16 protein-coding genes and 1 pseudogene are annotated in these 17,396 nt (G+C 59.5%); 10 read left to right on the plus strand and 7 right to left on the minus strand.

Features of this window, described 5'->3' with window-relative positions; translation table 11 throughout:
* Positions 1-639, plus strand: coding sequence for a maleylacetoacetate isomerase (gene maiA, locus AC8GFZ_RS01690; protein ID WP_506641718.1), 639 nt, complete (start codon positions 1-3; stop codon positions 637-639).
* Positions 640-778: 139 nt separating this feature from the next.
* On the opposite strand, the gene AC8GFZ_RS01695 is transcribed toward maiA, so the two are convergent.
* Entirely contained in the window at positions 779-1,261 is a 483-nt protein-coding gene (locus AC8GFZ_RS01695) for a methylated-DNA--[protein]-cysteine S-methyltransferase (protein WP_506641720.1), read from the minus strand.
* Positions 1,261-2,745, minus strand: a complete 1,485-nt coding sequence (locus tag AC8GFZ_RS01700) for an Ada metal-binding domain-containing protein (protein ID WP_506641722.1) — start codon at positions 2,743-2,745, stop codon at positions 1,261-1,263. Before AC8GFZ_RS01700 ends, AC8GFZ_RS01695 begins: the two co-directional genes overlap by 1 nt.
* Positions 2,746-3,031: 286 nt before the next feature.
* On the opposite strand from AC8GFZ_RS01700, the gene AC8GFZ_RS01705 reads away from it, so the two are divergent.
* Positions 3,032-4,693: an O-antigen ligase family protein gene (locus tag AC8GFZ_RS01705; RefSeq protein ID WP_506641724.1), complete on the plus strand. Its 1,662-nt coding sequence runs from the start codon at positions 3,032-3,034 to the stop codon at positions 4,691-4,693.
* Between the two features lie 21 nt (positions 4,694-4,714).
* On the opposite strand, the gene gudD is transcribed toward AC8GFZ_RS01705, so the two are convergent.
* Together gudD and AC8GFZ_RS01715 are read right to left on the minus strand one after the other, a co-directional pair.
* Positions 4,715-6,100, minus strand: coding sequence for a glucarate dehydratase (gudD, locus tag AC8GFZ_RS01710; RefSeq protein WP_506641726.1), 1,386 nt, complete (start codon positions 6,098-6,100; stop codon positions 4,715-4,717).
* A gap of 15 nt (positions 6,101-6,115) precedes the next feature.
* The gene (locus AC8GFZ_RS01715; RefSeq protein ID WP_506641728.1) at positions 6,116-6,895 is read right to left on the minus strand and encodes a FadR/GntR family transcriptional regulator; all 780 of its coding nucleotides are present in this window, start codon (positions 6,893-6,895) and stop codon (positions 6,116-6,118) included.
* Positions 6,896-7,049: 154 nt separating this feature from the next.
* On the opposite strand from AC8GFZ_RS01715, the gene AC8GFZ_RS01720 reads away from it, so the two are divergent.
* The 6 genes from AC8GFZ_RS01720 to garD all read left to right on the plus strand — a co-directional run bounded on the left by AC8GFZ_RS01720 (position 7,050) and on the right by garD (position 13,385).
* Positions 7,050-7,850 (plus strand): NAD-dependent epimerase/dehydratase family protein, encoded by an 801-nt coding sequence (locus AC8GFZ_RS01720; protein WP_506641730.1) that lies wholly within the window; start codon positions 7,050-7,052, stop codon positions 7,848-7,850.
* A gap of 72 nt (positions 7,851-7,922) precedes the next feature.
* A complete protein-coding gene (locus AC8GFZ_RS01725; protein WP_506641731.1) occupies positions 7,923-8,915 on the plus strand; it encodes a TRAP transporter substrate-binding protein in 993 nt (330 codons plus the stop codon).
* Between the two features lie 64 nt (positions 8,916-8,979).
* The gene (locus AC8GFZ_RS01730; protein ID WP_506641733.1) at positions 8,980-9,504 is read left to right on the plus strand and encodes a TRAP transporter small permease; all 525 of its coding nucleotides are present in this window, start codon (positions 8,980-8,982) and stop codon (positions 9,502-9,504) included.
* Between the two features lie 3 nt (positions 9,505-9,507).
* A complete protein-coding gene (locus AC8GFZ_RS01735) occupies positions 9,508-10,788 on the plus strand; it encodes a TRAP transporter large permease (protein WP_506641735.1) in 1,281 nt (426 codons plus the stop codon).
* A 7-nt stretch (positions 10,789-10,795) separates the two neighbouring features.
* Positions 10,796-11,791 carry an NAD(P)-dependent oxidoreductase gene (locus AC8GFZ_RS01740; protein WP_506641736.1) on the plus strand — a complete coding sequence of 332 codons (996 nt, stop codon included), beginning with the start codon at positions 10,796-10,798 and terminating at the stop codon, positions 11,789-11,791.
* A gap of 16 nt (positions 11,792-11,807) precedes the next feature.
* Positions 11,808-13,385, plus strand: coding sequence for a galactarate dehydratase (garD, locus tag AC8GFZ_RS01745; protein ID WP_506641737.1), 1,578 nt, complete (start codon positions 11,808-11,810; stop codon positions 13,383-13,385).
* Positions 13,386-13,484: 99 nt separating this feature from the next.
* Here garD and AC8GFZ_RS01750 read toward each other — a convergent pair whose 3' ends face one another.
* Both AC8GFZ_RS01750 and AC8GFZ_RS01755 read right to left on the minus strand, forming a co-directional pair.
* Positions 13,485-13,886 carry a type II toxin-antitoxin system MqsA family antitoxin gene (locus tag AC8GFZ_RS01750; protein WP_506641738.1) on the minus strand — a complete coding sequence of 134 codons (402 nt, stop codon included), beginning with the start codon at positions 13,884-13,886 and terminating at the stop codon, positions 13,485-13,487.
* Between the two features lie 2 nt (positions 13,887-13,888).
* Positions 13,889-14,191: pseudogene (locus tag AC8GFZ_RS01755) on the minus strand (type II toxin-antitoxin system MqsR family toxin).
* 155 nt (positions 14,192-14,346) lie between these two features.
* Between AC8GFZ_RS01755 and AC8GFZ_RS01760 the strand changes: the two are divergent.
* Positions 14,347-14,922: a DUF2889 domain-containing protein gene (locus AC8GFZ_RS01760; protein WP_506641739.1), complete on the plus strand. Its 576-nt coding sequence runs from the start codon at positions 14,347-14,349 to the stop codon at positions 14,920-14,922.
* Positions 14,923-14,998: 76 nt separating this feature from the next.
* Here the strand turns inward: AC8GFZ_RS01760 and AC8GFZ_RS01765 are convergent, their stop codons facing one another.
* Positions 14,999-16,111: a 5-methyltetrahydropteroyltriglutamate--homocysteine S-methyltransferase gene (locus tag AC8GFZ_RS01765; protein ID WP_506641741.1), complete on the minus strand. Its 1,113-nt coding sequence runs from the start codon at positions 16,109-16,111 to the stop codon at positions 14,999-15,001.
* A gap of 217 nt (positions 16,112-16,328) precedes the next feature.
* Here AC8GFZ_RS01765 and AC8GFZ_RS01770 point away from each other — a divergent pair, with 217 nt between their 5' ends.
* Complete coding sequence (locus AC8GFZ_RS01770) at positions 16,329-17,375, plus strand: TRAP transporter substrate-binding protein (protein WP_506641743.1); 1,047 nt, start codon at positions 16,329-16,331, stop codon at positions 17,373-17,375.
* Positions 17,376-17,396: the final 21 nt, after the last annotated feature.

Raw genomic sequence — 17,396 nt, forward strand, 5'->3', positions numbered from 1 at the left:
ATGCAGCTCTATAGCTTTTTTCGCTCGGGCACCTCGCACCGCTTGCGCATCGCCTTGAACCTCAAAGGCTTGGCCACCGAATATGTGGCGGTGGACCTGCGCACCGAGGCGCACCAAAGCGCCGCATACAAGGCCTTGAACCCGCAAGGTTTGGTGCCGACCTTGGTCAAAGACGGTCATGTGATGACCCAGTCGCCGGCCATCATCGAGTGGCTGGAAGAAACCCACCCCACACCAGCGCTCTTGCCCACCACGCCCGATGACCGCGCCCGCGTGCGCGCTTTGGCCGCGATGGTGGCTTGTGACATCCACCCCATCAACAACCGGCGCATCCTGGAATACCTGCGCCACACCTTGAAAACCGACGAGGCCGCCATCAACACCTGGTGCGGCCACTGGATCACCCAAGGTTTTGATGCTTACGAGGCTTTGCTGGCCGCAGACCCAAAGCGCGCTGGCTTTAGCTTTGGCGACCGCCCCGGTTTGGCCGATGTGTACTTGGTGCCCCAGGTCGAAAGCGCACGCCGCTTCAAGCTGGACATGGCGCGCTGGCCGCTCATCACGGCGGTGGATGCGGCTTGCATGGCCTTGGAGGCTTTTCAAAAAGCGGCACCCGCGCAGCAACCAGACGCTGCATAAGCCAGTTTATTGCTGCACTGAGGCAGCGGCATGCTTCAAAGCCTTGAGTCGCATCGATGCCGTGTGGCCCGGAGAGCATGTTGCGCCACCTCCTCAGCCCGACGTCTGTGGCCACCCGATGTGTCCAATCGGGCGTGGCTTAAAGCGCCACACCCTCTAATATGAGCAAGGCGCGCTTTCTCTCCAAGCCCCCCGCATAACCGGTCAACTGGCCTTGCGCACCGAGCACCCGGTGGCAGGGCACGATCACGCTCCAGGGGTTGCGGCCCACGGCCGCGCCCACGGCGCGCACCGCCAGCGGTTTGTTCAGCCGAGCGGCGAGTTGGCCGTAACTGCATGTGCTGCCGTGGGGAATGGCACACAAGGCCCGCCACACGCTTTGTTGAAATGCCGTTCCCCAGGCGGGCACACGCGGGGTATTGAACACCTGCACTTCGCCTTTGAAATAAGCGGTCAACTCTTGTTCAGCCCGGTCGATCCAGCGTTGCTCGCGCACCACCGGCCAATCATTTGCATCGGGGTGGTGGCTTTGGCCTTCAAACCAAGCCCCGGCCAAGCCGTCTTCACTGGCGGCGAGCAGCATAGGCCCTTGGGGGGTGCGAATCGTTTTACATACCAGCATCATGTCTCCAGTGTTTGCCAAAGCCGCAACACGGCATAGCTGCGCCAAGGTTGCCAACGCAGGGCGCGTTCGCTGGCCGCACGCGCCGGGTTGGGCGCAGCGCGCACGCCCAGGCGTTGTTGCACCACCAAGTCCCCGGCGGGAAATGCATCGGGCCAGCGCAGGGCACGCATGGCAATGTACTGCGCCGTCCACGCGCCAATGCCGGGCAAGGCCAGCAGCGCTTGCACGCGCTCAGCCACATGGGCGCCGGGGTTCAAATCCAATCCCGCCGATACCGCTTGCGCCAAGGCATGCAAGGCTTTTTGCCGCTGTTTGACGATGCCCAGCTCGCCCAACTGGTTGGAACTGGCGGCCAGCACCTGATCTGGCGTGGGAAAGGCATGGGTCAGTGCGGCCCAAGGGGTGCTGACCGGCGTGCCCAGGCTGTGCACCAAACGTTGGGCATAGGTGCGCGCTGCGGCCACGCTGACCTGTTGCCCCAGCACGGCGCGCACGGCCAGCTCGAAACCGTTCCAGGCACCGGGCACGCGAATACCGCAGCCTCGGGGGAAATCGGCTTGCAAAACGGCTTCCATGGCCGAAGGGTCGGCATCCAAGTCCAAAGCCCAGCGCACCCGGGTGAGCACAGCTGATAAATGGGGCCAAAACGAGTCGCTGATTTGAAGACCCACTTCATGCCGGGTGGCATCAAACTGCAAACGCAGCCAGCCATGGCACAAGCCTGCGGGCGTTTCCACGGCCAGGATGCGGCTGAAGGTGTCATCCCCCGCCGCAGGGGCTTCACACCACTCCAAACCAGGCACGGCGCGTTGGCGCCAAAAAGCCAACATGGCTGGGTGGTCAAACGGGGGGCGGTAGGACAGGCGAATGCGCGTGGTGTCTGCGCTTGACCTGCTGGCGCGGCATTGCGTGGGATTGAGTTGGTAATGCAGCGCAAAAGCGCGGTTGAATTGGCGGGCTGAGGAAAACCCGCTGAGCAAGGCCACCCTCGCCATGGGCAGGCGCGTGTCCATCAACAGTTGCTTGGCCCGTAATAAGCGTTGGGTTTGGCGATATTGAGACGGCGTGACACCCACGTGGGTGTGCAAGATGCGGCGCAAATGGCGATCGCTCACGCCCAGGCGCGTGGCCAAAGCCTGCACGGCCCATGGGCCCTCTTGGGGTGTGCGCTGATCCATCCAGGCCAGGGCTTGGTGCGCCAGCATCTGGCTGGCATCTTGGGTGGACCAACGCCAGGGTTGGCCGGGCGCCAACTCGGGGCGGCAGCGCAGACAAGGCCTGAAACCCGCCCCTTCGGCTTGGGCGGGGTGGGTGAAAAAGTGGCAATTTCGCGCCAAAGGTGTGCGCGCTTTGCACACCGGCCGGCAGTAAATGCCGGTGCTTTGCACGCCAAAGAAAAAAAGCCCGTCAAAGCGGGCATCGCGCGCGCGCAAAGCTTGGTAGCAGGCGCTCGGGTTCAGAGGCAGGTTGTGGGTTGACACGCCTGGATGTTACGCAGGGTCTGGGATTGGGAATGGTCAGTTTCGGACATGGTCATGGGCCCTCGCAGGCCTCAGAAACTGGTCTCTAGGGGTGGTTTAACCACCCCTTTTCCGTCTGAAATGGGGTCTTTGGTTATTGAAATATAGAAAAATGTTTCAAATAGATTTACTTTTAAATTGAAATAGTTTTAAAGTACTATATAATTTCACAATAGCTGTTAAAAATAGAACTTTAAGGACTTAAATGAACAATTTCATTTCATTACCCTTTTTATCAATTTTTTTGATGATTGCTGTGGCCGCCATGCCCATGATCAACCCCATCACGCCCAGGATCAACTCTGATTTGTTGGCTTTTCTGGGCTTGGGTGTGTTTGGCTGGCTGACCCATTGGAGCGTGCCGCAGGAAAACCGCCGCTTTGGCTTCAATGGCCTGAGCCTGTTGTGTGGTTTTTGGCTGGTTCTTGCGTGTGCCCAATATGCGCTGCAAATCAACACGGCCTACTTCAGCCACTTTTTGATCAGCATTTCTTATTTGGTGGCCGTGGTTCTGCTGACAGCTTGGGTGCGCATGTGGACCCAGGCTGGAAAAGTCTCTGAATTGGCCCAAGCTTTCATGCTCGCCGTTTTGGCCGGGGGCTTGATGACCGCCATCGGCGTTGTGTTGCAAATGCTTGGTTGGCAAGATTTTTTGTCCCCCTGGTTGCCCAAGTCCGCCAGCTTTCCCCGCCATGGTGGCTTTTTATCTCAACCCAATTTGGCCGCTTCATTGATGGTTTGCGCTTTGGTGAGCCTGATGTTTTGGCATCCCAACCAAGTGGACAAGGCTGCAGCGCCCTCTCGCTGGCGTGGGTTGGTCATGGCTTTTTTGCTCTTGGCCATCATGGGAACCAGCTCGCGCACCGGCTATGTCGAGGTGCTGGCCTTGGGCCTGGTGTTGCTGGTGATGCGCAAGCGCTTGGCCATTCATTGGGTGTGGGTGGCTGTTCCCGTGTGGTTGTTGGTGGCGATTGGCGTGGGTGAGATATTGAGCAGCCAAAACGTGGTGAGCGCGCAGATGGTGGGTGAATCAACCGATGCGGTGAGCCGATCGAGCGCACACCGTTTGCGCATTTGGCAAGACATTGGCTTGATGATCGAGTCGGCTCCCTGGTTGGGTGTGGGTTGGCGTCGCTTGCAGGTCAGCGAGGTATTGATGCCTGGCATTGCCGAGCCGGTGGACCATGCACACAATTTGTTGTTGCAAATTCAGGTCGAATTGGGCGTCTTGGGCAGTCTGGCCTTGCTGGCCTTCGTGGCCCACTTGGTGTTCAAAGTCAAGCCTTGGCAATTCACCCGTGCGCATGAGGTGGTGGCGCTGGCCATAGCGATGTCTTTGGGCATCCACAGCATGCTGGAATACCCCTTGTGGCATGCCTTGTTTTTGTTTTTGTTTGCCTTTGCATTGGCTTTGCTGCCCGGTATAGAGCGCAGCTATGGCTATTCCACGACCATGCTCAAGGGCATGGCCAGCGCGGTGCTGATCATGACGGTCTGGGTGTTTGCCGACTACGGCATCTCGCAGCGTGCTTACATGCAATTCAATCAGAATGGCTCACAAGGGGGGTACGTCAAAGCCAATGAAAATGTGTGGTGGAACAAAATTTTGCTGCACAGCGTTTTCATGGTGGGCACACCCATCAATGACGACACCAAAGATGTGATTCGAAGGATTGCTACTGAGAACGCCAACATTTATTCTCAAACCAACTTCAACAATTTTCCTTTGCTGCAGGTGAAGATCGCCGATGGCGAAACCGCCATTGCCAACCAATTGGCTTGGCGTCTGTGCCGTCAATTGCCAGAACCCAATTGGAACGCTTTTATCGCGTCCATGCGGCAAATCAATTTGCCGGTTTACCAAGCGTGGGTCGAGCAGTTGCCTGACATGGGGCAGTGCCGCTCTTGACCCCCCGCAGGGGGTGAAAACCTAGCGCACCAGGCAGGGTTTTTTCAGGTCGAACTTCCAGCCCGGCATCAGGTATTGCATGGCCACGGCGTCGTCGCGGGCGCCCAGACCGTGCTGCAAATACAACTGGTGCGCCGCTTCCACTTGGGCCATGTCGATGTCAATGCCCAGCCCTGGGCGCTGGGGCACGTCGATGAAGCCCCCCTCGATGCGCAAGGGTTCGCGGGTGAGGCGCTGGCCTTCTTGCCAAATCCAGTGGGTGTCGATGGCGGTGACTTGACCGGGAGCGGCTGCCGCCACATGGGTGAACATGGCCAGTGACACATCGAAGTGGTTGTTCGAATGAGAACCCCAGGTCAGTCCCCAGGTTTGGCAGGCTTGGGCCACCCGCACCGAGCCTTGCATCGTCCAAAAGTGCGGGTCGGCCAGGGGGATGTCGACCGACTGCAATTGGATGGCGTGGGCCATTTCGCGCCAATCGGTGGCCACCATGTTGGTGGCGGTGCGCAAGCCCGTGGCGCGGCGGAACTCGGCCATCACCTCGCGCCCTGAAAACACCCCTTCCGCGCCGCAAGGGTCTTCGGCATAGGCCAGTTCGCGGTGGCGGTCGCGGCACAGGGCAATCGCGTCTTTGAGCAACCAGCCGCCATTCGGGTCCAAGGTGATGCGGGCCTGGGGAAAGCGCTCGTGCAAGGCCACGATGGCCTCCATTTCGGCCGCGCCACTGAGCACGCCCCCCTTGAGCTTGAAGTCTTGAAAGCCGTAGCGGTCTTGTGCGGCCTCGGCCAGGCGCACCATGGCCGTGGGGGTCAAGGTTTCTTCATGGCGCAAGCGCTGCCAGTCGTTGTCGGCATCCGGTTCGCTGATGTAGGGCAAGTCGGTTTTGCGCCGGTCGCCCAGATAAAACAAGTAGCCCAGCACCTGCACCCGATCGCGTTGCTGGCCGTCACCGAGCAAAGCCGCCACCGGCACGCCCAAAAATTGCCCAAGCAAATCGAGCAAGGCACTTTCCACCGCCGTCACGGCGTGGATGGCCACCCGCAGGTCAAAGGTTTGGTTACCGCGCCCGCCTTGGTCCAGGCCGGCAAAGCGCTCGCGCAGGCGGTTGAGCACGCGGTTCCAGTCGCCAATCGATCCGCCTTCGATCAAGCCCCGCGCCGCCTCCAAGGTGCTGCGGATTTTTTCGCCGCCCGGCACCTCGCCCACGCCCGTGCGGCCGGCGCTGTCGGTGAGGATGACCAAATTGCGGGTGAAAAACGGGCCGTGCGCGCCGCTCAAGTTGAGCAGCATCCCATCGCGCCCGGCGACGGGGATGACGCGCATCTGGGTGACCACTGGTGTGCCCCGGGTGGTTGGCGTGTGGGCAGGGCTGGCCAGGGGGGAGAGGGGGTTGGGTGCGTTAGACATCGTACAAGTTGGCGGTCAATTGGGGAGGGGAGCTTCGAGGGTTTGGGTCTTGCGCAAGCGCTCGCGGCTGTTGCTCAAATGGGTGCGCATGGCCGCACGGGCGGCCTCGGTGTCTTGGTTGCGGATGGCGCTCAAAATGCTCTCGTGCTCGCCATGTACTTTTTGCAGGTAGTTGAGGCGGCCCTCGGGTGCGGCCTGGGCGGTGTTGATGCGCGCGCGCGGAATCACCATGGTGCCCAAATAGCCCATCAAATCCGCAAAGTGGCGGTTGTGGGTGGCGCGGGCGACTTCCATGTGAAAAGCGAAGTCCGACGGCACGGCATCGCTGTCTTGGCCCAAGGCGGCTTGAAAATCATCCAGCGCGGTTTGCATCTGCGCCAATTGCGCATCGGTGCGTCGCTGCGCGGCCAAGCCAGCGGCCTCGGTCTCCAGGCTGATGCGCAATTCGAGCAAGGCGATCACATCGCCGACCATCGCCAAATCGACGCTGCCCAGGCTGAAATTGGCGCTCTCGCGCGGGGCCAGCACAAAGGTGCCAATGCCGTGGCGCGTCTCCACCGCGCCAGCGGCTTGCAGGCGCGACAGGGCTTCACGCACGACGGTGCGGCTGACCTCGAACTCGGCCATGATTTCGCTTTCACTGGGCAGCTTGTGGCCAGCTGGCCAGTGGCCTTGTAGCACACGTTCGCCCAACGAGGCCACGATTTCCCCCACCAAACCACCGGGGCGGCGTGCACGTGGGTTGGACGCCACTGCGGGGCCGCCGGCAACACTAGGGGTTTGCCTTGATTCCATCTCTTTCCCCTTGACCTCAGAATGAACAGGGTTAGACTTTTAGTTGTCTGACAACTGATGACCCATCGCTTGACTGTAGCAAAGCCATTTGTAAAGTCCAGCCCCCGATAACCCTTGGATGCGCAGCCACTGCGCTTTGTATCACCCCATGACCATGCCGCCCTCTCATCACCGTTTGTTGCTCACTGGCGCCGCTGGCGGATTGGGCCAGGCTTTGCGGGGACGCTTGAAGGCCAATTGCCATGTGTTGCGCTTGTCCGATGTGGCAGATCTGGGCCAGCCCCAAGCGGGCGAAGAAATTGTCACCGCCGATTTGGCCGATGCGGCTGCTGTCCAGACCATGATGGTCGGCGTCGACGCCGTGGTGCACCTGGGTGGCGTGTCCACCGAGCAGCCCTGGGCGCCGATCTTGCAGGCCAACATCGTCGGCATGTACCACTTGTACGAGGCCGCCCGCATCAACGGGGTGCGCCGCGTGGTGTTTGCCAGCTCCAACCATGTGACCGGTTTTTACAAGCAGGGCCAAACCATCACCGCCGATGACCCGCCGCGCCCCGACGGTTTGTACGGCCTGAGCAAAGCCTTTGGCGAAGACCTGAGCCGCTTTTACTTTGACCGCTATGGCATCGAAACCGCTTGTGTGCGCATTGGCTCTTCTTTTCCCGAGCCGCGCGACAGGCGCATGCTGGCCAGTTGGCTCAGTTATGACGACTTGCACCGCTTGATCACCGCTTGTTTGACCACGCCGGTGCTGGGCCACAGCATCATTTTTGGCATGTCCAACAATGCCGTGACCTGGTGGGACAACAGCCGCGCCCGCCACGTGGGTTTCGTGCCCCAAGACAGCTCGGATGTGTTTCGGCAAGCCATCTACCAAAACACCCCCGAGCCCGATTTGAGCGACCCCGCCGTGCAGTTCCAAGGCGGAGCCTTTGTGAAGATGGGGCCGATGTGAGCATCCATCGCCCCCGCACCCCGCATTGATTTTTTCGCCACCCATCCCTTTCATCAACACAGGAGACAAACCATGAAAAAAAGACAACTCGTCAAATGGATCGCCGCCAGCTTGGCCATTGGGGCCTCGGCGTTTGGGTTTCAAGCCCAGGCCCAAAGCAAAATGGTGCTGAAAGCATCCGATGTGCACCCGCTGGGCTATCCCACGGTGGAAGCCATCGTGCGCATGGGCAAAAAACTCGAAGCCGCCACCAATGGCCGCATCTCCATCCAAATGTTCCCTTCCATGCAGTTGGGTGGCGAAAAAGAAATGATCGAGCAAGCCCAGATCGGCGCCTTGCAAATTGCCCGCATCTCTGTCGGTGCCATGGGCCCGGTGGTCGACGAGGTCAATGTGTTCAACATGCCGTTTGTGTTTCGCGATGAAGCACACATGCGCAAAGTCATCGATGGCCCGATTGGCCAAGAGTTGCTCGAGCGCATGACCAACGGTCCCGGCTCACGCTTGGTGGCACTGGGCTGGATGGACGCGGGCACCCGCAACGTCTACGCCAACAAACCTGTCACGGCACCCGCCGATCTCAAGGGCATGAAGATCCGCATGATGGGCAACCCCTTGTTCGTGGAAACCATGAACGCCATGGGCGGCAATGGTGTGGCCATGGGCATGAACGAACTGTTCCCCGCCTTGCAAACCGGTGTGGTCGATGGGGCTGAAAACAACCCGCCCACCTTGCTGGCGCAAAACCACTACACGGTGACCAAGGTGATGAGCCTGACCGGCCACTTGATCATTCCCGAAATTTTTGTGTTTTCGAAAAAATCTTGGGAGGGTTTGAGCAAAGACGACCAGGCCTTGGTGCGCAAATTCTCTGCCGAAGCCCAAATTGAGCAGCGCAAACTGTGGGACGACTACACACGCGAAGCCGAGTCCAAGCTCAAAGGCTTGGGTGTGCAATTTGTGCCTGCGGACAAGCCGGCTTTCTTCAAAGCCACCCAGCCCATCCGCGACAAGTACGGTGCCAAGTACGCTTCTTTGATCAAGCGTATCCAAGACACCAAGTAAAAAAGCCTGTGTGCGCGTGGCCCAGCATGGTTTGCTGGGCCACATCATTTTGAAGACTTCCGACATGACACTCAAACAAGCGTATGCCCAGACCATGGAATGGCTTTATTTGGCCTGCATTGCGCTATCGGGCACAGCCCTGGTGTTGATCACCTTGATGATCCCGTATGGGGTGTTCATGCGCTATGCGATGAACAACCCCCAGTCCTGGCCAGAGCCGGCCTCGGTGGTCATGATGGTGTTCTTTTCGTTTGTGGGTGGCGCTGCGATTTACCGTGCCAATGTCCACATTGCGGTGGAGTCCTTGCTCAATGCGGTATCGCCGCTGAAGAAAAAGTGGATGCTCGCAGGGGTTGAGCTGTGCATGGCTGCCATGTCTTTGTTCATGTTGTTTTATGGCGTGCAGTTGTGTCAAATCACTTGGTATCAATCGATGGCCGAGTTTCCAGGCTTGCCGGTGGGTTTGGTGTATGCCCCGATCCCGTTGGCGGGTTTGATGACGTTTTTATTTTTGATCGAGCGCGTTTGGGTGGGGCATCCGTCCAAGGATTCGGTGATGTACAGCGATGAAGCTGTCGAATTGGAGTAAGCCATGGACATCTTGATTCTGCTCGGTTCGTTCACCGTGCTGTGCGCCTTGGGTGTGCCCGTGGCCTATTCCCTGGGCTTGGCGGCGATTTGTGGCGCCTTGTGGATCGACCTCCCGTTAGAGGCGATCATGCTCAAAATCTCCGACGGCACCGACGATTTTTCGCTGCTGGCGATCCCGTTTTTTGTGCTGGCTGGCGGCATCATGGCCGAAGGGGGCATGGCCAACCGGCTGATCAACCTGGCCAAGGTGTTTGTCGGCTTCATCAAAGGTGGTTTGGCCTTGGTCAACATCATGGCCTCGACCTTGTTTGGCTGCATCTCGGGCTCTTCGGTGGCCGACACCTCGGCCATTGGCTCGGTGATGATTCCGCAAATGGTGAAGGCCGGTTTTCCGCGGGTGTTTGCCACCAATGTGACCATCTGCGGTTCCGTGCAGGCCTTGATGATCCCACCTTCGCACAACGCGGTCATTTACTCGTTGGCCGCCGGTGGCACGGTGTCGGTGGCGCATTTGTTTTTAGCCGGCATCTTGCCGGGCCTTTTGTTCGGCCTGTGCTTGGTGGGCTTGGTGCTGTGGACATCGCACAAGCGCGACTACCCCAAGGGCGAGCCCGTGGCGCTCAAAGACATCCCCAAAATCGTCACCGATGCCTTGTGGGGTTTGGTGACCATTTTCATCATCATGGGTGGCATTTTGTCGGGCGTGTTCACACCCACCGAATCGGCGGCAGTGGCTTGCGTGTATGCGTTTTTGGTCACCTTCTTGGTCTACCGCGACTACAAGTGGAGCGAGTTGCCACGCATGGTTCACCGGGTGGTCAAAACCGTGTCCATGGTGATGATGCTGATTGGCTTTTCAGTGGCCTTTGGCTACATGATGACCTTGATGCAAATACCGGCCAAGATCACCATGTTCTTTTTGAGCATCTCCGACAACAAATATGTGTTTTTGTTTTTGGTCAACTTGCTGCTGCTGTTGCTGGGCACCTTCATGGATTTGGCGCCGATGCTGCTCATTTGCACGCCCATCTTCATGCCGGTGATTGCCAAGTTGGGCATTGACCCGGTGCACTTTGGCATGATCATGATTCTCAACCTGGGCATTGGCCTGATCACCCCACCTGTGGGGCCAACCTTGTTTGTCGGGTGTGCGGTGGGGAAAGTAACGATGGAACAAGTCTCCAAAGAGCTGTGGCCGTTTTATGGCGCCATGTGCATGGCCTTGCTGCTGGTCACCTATGTGCCAGCCATCTCTTTGTGGCTGCCGGGGCTGATGAAGTAGGCCACTGATGGCCACGGTTTTGGTCACCCACCCGGCCTCGCGTTTGTCCACTTACTTTGGCGAGCGTGCGCTGGGCCAGTTGCGCGAATTCGCCGAGGTGCGGCTCAACCCCAGCGAGCAAGATTGGCAGGGGGCTGATTTGGTCACTGCCGCCCAGGGCTGCGACATCATCATCGCTTACCGCCAAACCCCATTTGACGCGGCGGTGTTCGCTGCTTTGCCCCAGTTGTGGGCGGTGTGCCGTTGCGCCATGGACATCCGCACCATCGATGTGGATGCGGCTTCTCAAAACGGCATTTTGGTGACCCGCGCCAGCGCTGGTTTTGGTACAGCGGTGACCGAATGGGTGATGGGCGTGATGATCGACGCTGTGCGCCACATCAGCGCGGCACGCTTGCAATACCAAGCGGGGCACGAGGCACAAGCCTGGATGGGGCGCGAGTTGCGCGGCGCCACGTTGGGGGTGGTGGGCTATGGCCACATTGGGCGCCAAGTGTGTGCCTTGGCCCAGGCATTTGGCATGCAGGTGCTGGCGCACGACCCACATGTTCAAGCCGCAGACCCAGGTGTTTCCTTGGTGTCTTGGAAGCGCTTGCTCAGCGCCAGCGACCATGTGGTGTGTCTGGCCCCAGCCACCACAGAAACAGAAAATCAGTTCAATGCCAACGCCTTTGCCCAAATGAAGCCCGGTGCATGGTTCATCAATGCCGCCCGGGGCAACTTGGTCGACGAGGATGCTTTGATGCACGCTTTGGACCATGGCCACCTAGCGGGTGCGGCAATGGACGTGGGGCGTGGCCCCGACCAAACTCCCAGCTTGGCCTTGGCCCGACACCCGAAAGTGATTGCCACACCGCACATCGGTGGCCTGACCCCCGCCGCCACCGAGCACCAAGCCTTGGAGACCGTGGTCCAAACCCGGGCCCTGTTGCAAGGCCAAATACCGCCAGGTGCGGTCAATGCCGAGCATGCCCGGCGCTGGCGCGCCGCCATTCAATCTTGAGGGAAGTTTTCCGCCCATGACTGCACCCAGCCCATTGCTGATCGCCATGCACCCGAGTGACAACGTGGCCATCGTGGCCAACGATGGGGGCTTGGCGGCAGGCACCCTTTTGCCCGACAACGGCCCCGGTGCGGGCCTGGTGTTGCGCGACAAAGTGCCCCAGGGTCACAAGGTGGCCTTGCAAGACGTGGCCGAGGGCGCACCTGTGCGCCGCTACAACGTGGTCATTGGCCATGCGGTCCGTGCGGTGCCCGCTGGCAGTTGGGTCCACGAGCGCTTATTGAACATGCCCGATGCCTGCGGCTTGGAAGATTTGCCCAAAGCCACCGCACCCGCCCCCGACTGGGCGCCGTTGGCAGGATATACCTTTGAGGGTTACCGCAATGCCGATGGCAGTGTGGGCACGCGCAACATCTTGGCCATCACCACCACCGTGCAGTGCGTCACCGGGGTGGTTGAGTTTGCGGTGCAGCGCATCCGCCAAGAGCTGTTGCCGCAGTACCCCCATGTGGACGATGTGGTGGGCTTGTCGCACAGCTATGGCTGTGGCGTGGCGATTGATGCGCCGGATGCGGTCATCCCCATCCGCACCCTGCGCCACATCAGCCTGAACCCCAACTTTGGTGGCGAGGTCATGGTGGTCAGCTTGGGCTGCGAAAAACTCCAACCTGATCGCCTCTTGCCCCCCGGCAGCATCCCGCTGGTCGATGCGCGTTCATCGACCGATGCCTCTGTGTTGGATGTGGTGTGCTTGCAAGACGACGCCCATGTGGGCTTCATGAGCATGATCGACAGCATCTTGCACCAGGCCCGTGTGCATTTGGAGCGGCTGAATCAGCGCCGGCGCGAAACCTGCCCGGCCTCAGAGCTGGTGGTGGGCGTGCAATGCGGTGGCAGCGACGCGTTGTCGGGCGTGACCGCCAACCCAGCGGTGGGCTTTGCCACCGACTTGTTGGTGCGTGCTGGTGCCGCGGTGATGTTCTCGGAGGTGACCGAGGTGCGCGACGGCATCGCCCAATTGACCGCGCGCGCCGCCAGCCCCGCCGTGGCCGACGCCATGATCCGCGAGATGGCCTGGTACGACGCCTATTTGCAGCGCGGCTCGGTGGACCGCAGCGCCAACACCACACCGGGCAACAAATCGGGGGGCTTGTCCAACATCGTGGAAAAAGCCATGGGCTCCATCGTCAAGTCGGGCAGTGGGCCCATCTCAGGCGTGCTCGCGCCGGGTGAAAAGCTGCACCAAAAGGGTTTGATTTACGCTGCCACACCCGCCAGCGATTTCATTTGTGGCACCTTGCAAGTCGCCGCTGGCATGAACCTGCACATCTTCACCACGGGGCGCGGCACGCCCTACGGCTTGGCGCCCGTGCCGGTGATCAAAGTGGCCACCCGCAACGACTTGGCGCGCCGCTGGCACGACCTGATGGACGTCAACGCCGGTCGCATCGCCACTGGCGAGGCCAGCATCGAGCAAGTCGGTTGGGAGATGTTTGAACTCATGTTGGCCGTGGCCAGTGGCCGCAAAACCTGGGCCGAGCATTGGGGCCTGAAAAACGACCTTGTGCTGTTCAACCCGGCGCCCATCACATAAGGGCGGTTGCGCCAAAGTGCGGATTCAATGGGCTGGCTTGGTTGGCTGACCGAGACAATGCCAATCGAGCGTGTACTGAAGCCTTGTCGATCAAAGCGATCAGGCGGATTTGATCTCAGTGAGCAGATCTGGATGGCGATCTAGCAACTTGAACAGTTTGACCAAGGCCAAAGGGGGTTTGGTTTTGCCGTTTTCGTAGCGAGAGAACGCATTCACGCCGCCACCGAAAAGCTCTGCCGCTTGACGCTGATCCAGGTCGAGCTTTTTGCGCACCTTGGCAATGTAGTCGGGGTCCACAAAGGCGGCATTCACCTGGCGTTGAAACAGGCCCACCATTTCGCTGTACCGGTCGCCATGTTCTCGGTTCAACACCACCTCATAACATGCAGGGCAAAAGTCACCCGTCACCGCAGGGATGGTGGTGTTTTCTCCCTTGTAGGTGTAGGGCACATCGCGCGTCTCGGGTTGCAATTGCGCAGCGCCACAGCTGGGGCATTTCATCGTCATAACTCCTTGAAGGAAACAATCAATACATCACCCATCACGGTCAGCTTGATGTAGACATCAGCGCCGTTCGCTATCGTGGTCCGGTAGACGTCTTGCCAAATGCGGTGATCGGAATGGGTGGTCATGCTTTTGTAAAAGTCGGTGGAATTCAGCGTCAATACAACCGATCACATGGCAGCCAAGTCGTGGATGCCCAGCGCGCGCGCCCCAAGGAAGGCACTCGCCGTTGCCCTGACATCGCCAGCCACCACCAAGGCTTTGATGACCGACAGTTTTTTGTGAGGCGTGTTTTTTTCCACGAGAAAATTTTAACCAAATAAGTTAATTTGGCAAATGGGTTAACGATGGGCGAAGCCGACGATCCCGTTCGGCTTCGAGTGCAGGTGCCTCTGTGAGAGCGTGGGGTCAACATTCAGCCCTTGTTATGCTTGGCCTTTACCCTTCTTGGCCCGCCATGTCTGTTGTCCCCGAACCCCGTCCGCCCGCAGCCGCATCTGTGCAGCGCAAACCTGTCCACCTGCGAACCATCCAATGCCAAGGCTTTGAGCGCGACGATGGCTTGGTTGACATCGAGGGCACCCTGACAGACACCAAACCTCATGATTTGCAATTGCGCACCAAGCCGGTTTCGGCCGGACAACCCATTCACCTCATGACGCTGTGTTTGACCATTGACCGTGAGCGCCTGATCCATGCCGTCCAGGTGCAAACCTTGGCAGCGCCTTATGGGGTGTGCAGCGAGATCGGGCCGCGTTACCAACAACTGGTGGGCCTGCGCATCGAGCCGGGTTTTAACCTGGCGGTCAAGCGCTTGTTCAAAGGGGTGCTGGGCTGCACCCACATGACCGAACTGCTGCCGGTGATGGCCACCACCGCTTATCAAATCCTGTGGTCTCGCGCCGACGAGGACCCCCAGGCCAAGGCCCAAGGCGGACAAACCCAATCTTCAGCCCTCAACGGCTGCCATGCCCTGAGCTTGGAGGGCGAGGTGGTCAAACGCTACTTTCCGCAGTGGGCCAAGACCAGCTGACGTGCCAGATTTGTTTTGAGATGGCCTGGTGAGACGCATCTTCCGTTAGGCCGTTGCGTTGCACGCCCCCTGGGCTTTAGTTTTCGCCCCACACCTCTTGCGCGGTTTCAATCACCAAACGCAGTTTGTTGCGCTGGTCTTCCACCGCGATGTTGTTGCCGTGCACCGTGCTGGAAAAACCGCATTGGGGTGACAGGGCCAGTTGGTCCATGGGCGCGAATTTGGCGGCCTCGTCGATGCGCCGCTTCAGGCTGTCTTTGCTCTCCATGGCGCCAAACTTGGTGGTCACCAGGCCCAACACCACCAGCTTGCCTTTGGGCAGGAAACGCAAAGGGCGGAAGTCGCCACTGCGGTCATCGTCGTACTCCAAAAAGTAGGCGTCGATGTCCATCTCTGATAGCAGGGCCTCGGCCACGGGTTCGTAGTTGCCAGCGGCAAAGTGGTGGCTCTTGAAGTTGCCACGACACAGGTGCATAGCCAAGGTCATGCCAGCGGGCTTTTGCGCCACCACTTTGTTGATGAAGGCGGCGTAGCGGTGCGGCAACTCGTTGGGATCGTCACCGCGCAGACGTGCGGCTTCGCGCATTTTGTCGTCGCACAGGTAGGCGAGGTTGGTGTCGTCCATTTGCACATAGTTGCAGCCGGCCGCAGCCAGTGAGCGCAACTCGTCGCCGTAGGCTTTGGCCACATCGTCATAGAACACCGGGTCCAGCTCGGGATAGGCGGTTTTGCTGATGCCACCGCGCCCGCCGCGAAAGTGCAGCATGGTGGGCGAGGGGATGGTGACCTTGGGTGTGTGCCCTGCGCTCACCTGTGACTTGAGGAAGTCATAGTCATCCCCTTGGATGCATTTGTCGTGGGTGATTTTGCCCACCACGCGGATGGCTGGCGGGGCTGGCTCTTGCGTGCCATCGGGGTTGAGCACCGACACCGGGATGTCGGTGGCCACGCCGCCGAGTTGTTCTAAAAAGTCGATGTGAAAGTAGGTGCGGCGGAACTCGCCGTCGGTGATGGCTTTGAGGCCCACGCTCTCTTGAAAGCGCACGATTTCGGTGATGGCCTTGTCTTCGACCGCGCGCAACTGCTCGGCATTGATCTCGCCTTTGGCCTTTTGGGCGCGGGCTTGCAACAGGTATTCGGGGCGCAAAAAGCTGCCAACGTGGTCGTGGCGGGCGGGGATTTTCAACATCAAAAGCTTCCTGGTTCAAAAGATGCCCGCGATCTTAATGATTATTTCCACGCCGCTAGGCCAGAGCGCTGGAGGCTGGTGTTTACCCTTGGGTGCAGCAAGAAGAGATACCCGGTCTGTGTGGCTTTGTCCTCGGGCCAACGACAGGCGTTGCGCATGGATAGAATGCGCGGCCCCCAACGCAATTTAATTTGTTTGACATGATTTGGAGACCCGAATGAAATTACCTACCCAGCTTCGCACAGCGGCCCTCGTGGGCGCATTGTTTGGCGCTTTGTCCAATGTGGCTTTGGCCGACGAAGTGGTGCTCAAGTTCCACCACATTTGGCCCACGGTGGCCATGGGTCACACCCGGGTGACGGTGCCATGGTGCGACACCATTGCCAAAGAAAGCAACAACCGCATGCGCTGCCAAATTTTGCCGGCCATGTCGGGTGGCGGCACACCGGGTCAGTTGGTGGACCGCGTCAAAGACGGTGTGGATGACTTGACCATCACCTTGCCTGGTTACACCCCCGGACGTTTCCCCATCATGGAGGCTTTCGAGTTGCCCTTCATGACCAACACCGCCGATGTGGCCTCCGCCGCCGCCTGGGAGTACTACAGCAAATACGCCACCAAAGAGTTTCCCGGCACCAAAATTTTGGCCACCTGGGTGCACGACGAAGGCTTTATCAGCACCTCCAACAAACCGGTGCGCGCCATGGAGGACTTCAAGGGTTTGAAGATCCGTGCCGCCAGCCGCCAGTCCAGCAAATTGCTCGCGCGCCTGGGTGCCACCCCGGTGGGCATGCCCATCCCGGCTGTGGCCGACGCCATGACCAAGGGCACGGTCGACGGCTTTTTGACCGCCTGGGAAATCATCCCTTCGTTCAAGTTGCAAGAGGTCAGCAAGTTCCACACCGAGGTGGAAGCCAGCCGCCCGTCCTTGTTCACAGCCGGGTTTGTTTTTGCGATGAACCAAGCCAAGTACGACAGCTTGCCCGCCGACCTCAAGCGCATCATCGACAAAAACAGTGGCATCACCTTGTCGCGCACCATTGGTCGCTATTGGGATGAGGCCACCGCCGTGGGCCGCAAAGCTGCTGCTGACCGGGGCAACACCTTCATCAAAGTCACACCGGCTGAAACCGACAAGTGGATCCAAGCCTCTGCCCCCTTGTATGACGAGTGGGTCAGCGACATGGACAAAAAGGGCCTCCCTGGCAAGCAAATGCTGCAAGACGCCAAAGACCTGATCAAGAAGCACAGCACCACCAAGTGAGAGCGGCTGGGCGTTTGACAG

This window comes from Limnohabitans rimovensis (SeqCode), from assembly GCF_965234775.1.
Lineage (GTDB): Bacteria > Pseudomonadota > Gammaproteobacteria > Burkholderiales > Burkholderiaceae_C > Limnohabitans > Limnohabitans rimovensis.

Bases quoted from the DNA above. Each gene is read 5' to 3' on its own strand.
- maiA (WP_506641718.1), top strand. From the start codon at position 1: ATGCAGCTCTATAGCTTTTTTCGCTCGGGCACCTCGCACCGCTTGCGC.
- AC8GFZ_RS01695 (WP_506641720.1), bottom strand. From the start codon at position 1,261: ATGCTGGTATGTAAAACGATTCGCACCCCCCAAGGGCCTATGCTGCTC.
- AC8GFZ_RS01705 (WP_506641724.1), top strand. From the start codon at position 3,032: ATGATTGCTGTGGCCGCCATGCCCATGATCAACCCCATCACGCCCAGG.
- gudD (WP_506641726.1), bottom strand. From the start codon at position 6,100: ATGTCTAACGCACCCAACCCCCTCTCCCCCCTGGCCAGCCCTGCCCAC.
- AC8GFZ_RS01715 (WP_506641728.1), bottom strand. From the start codon at position 6,895: ATGGAATCAAGGCAAACCCCTAGTGTTGCCGGCGGCCCCGCAGTGGCG.
- AC8GFZ_RS01720 (WP_506641730.1), top strand. From the start codon at position 7,050: ATGCCGCCCTCTCATCACCGTTTGTTGCTCACTGGCGCCGCTGGCGGA.
- AC8GFZ_RS01725 (WP_506641731.1), top strand. From the start codon at position 7,923: ATGAAAAAAAGACAACTCGTCAAATGGATCGCCGCCAGCTTGGCCATT.
- AC8GFZ_RS01730 (WP_506641733.1), top strand. From the start codon at position 8,980: ATGACACTCAAACAAGCGTATGCCCAGACCATGGAATGGCTTTATTTG.
- AC8GFZ_RS01735 (WP_506641735.1), top strand. From the start codon at position 9,508: ATGGACATCTTGATTCTGCTCGGTTCGTTCACCGTGCTGTGCGCCTTG.
- AC8GFZ_RS01740 (WP_506641736.1), top strand. From the start codon at position 10,796: ATGGCCACGGTTTTGGTCACCCACCCGGCCTCGCGTTTGTCCACTTAC.
- garD (WP_506641737.1), top strand. From the start codon at position 11,808: ATGACTGCACCCAGCCCATTGCTGATCGCCATGCACCCGAGTGACAAC.
- AC8GFZ_RS01750 (WP_506641738.1), bottom strand. From the start codon at position 13,886: ATGAAATGCCCCAGCTGTGGCGCTGCGCAATTGCAACCCGAGACGCGC.
- AC8GFZ_RS01760 (WP_506641739.1), top strand. From the start codon at position 14,347: ATGTCTGTTGTCCCCGAACCCCGTCCGCCCGCAGCCGCATCTGTGCAG.
- AC8GFZ_RS01765 (WP_506641741.1), bottom strand. From the start codon at position 16,111: ATGTTGAAAATCCCCGCCCGCCACGACCACGTTGGCAGCTTTTTGCGC.
- AC8GFZ_RS01770 (WP_506641743.1), top strand. From the start codon at position 16,329: ATGAAATTACCTACCCAGCTTCGCACAGCGGCCCTCGTGGGCGCATTG.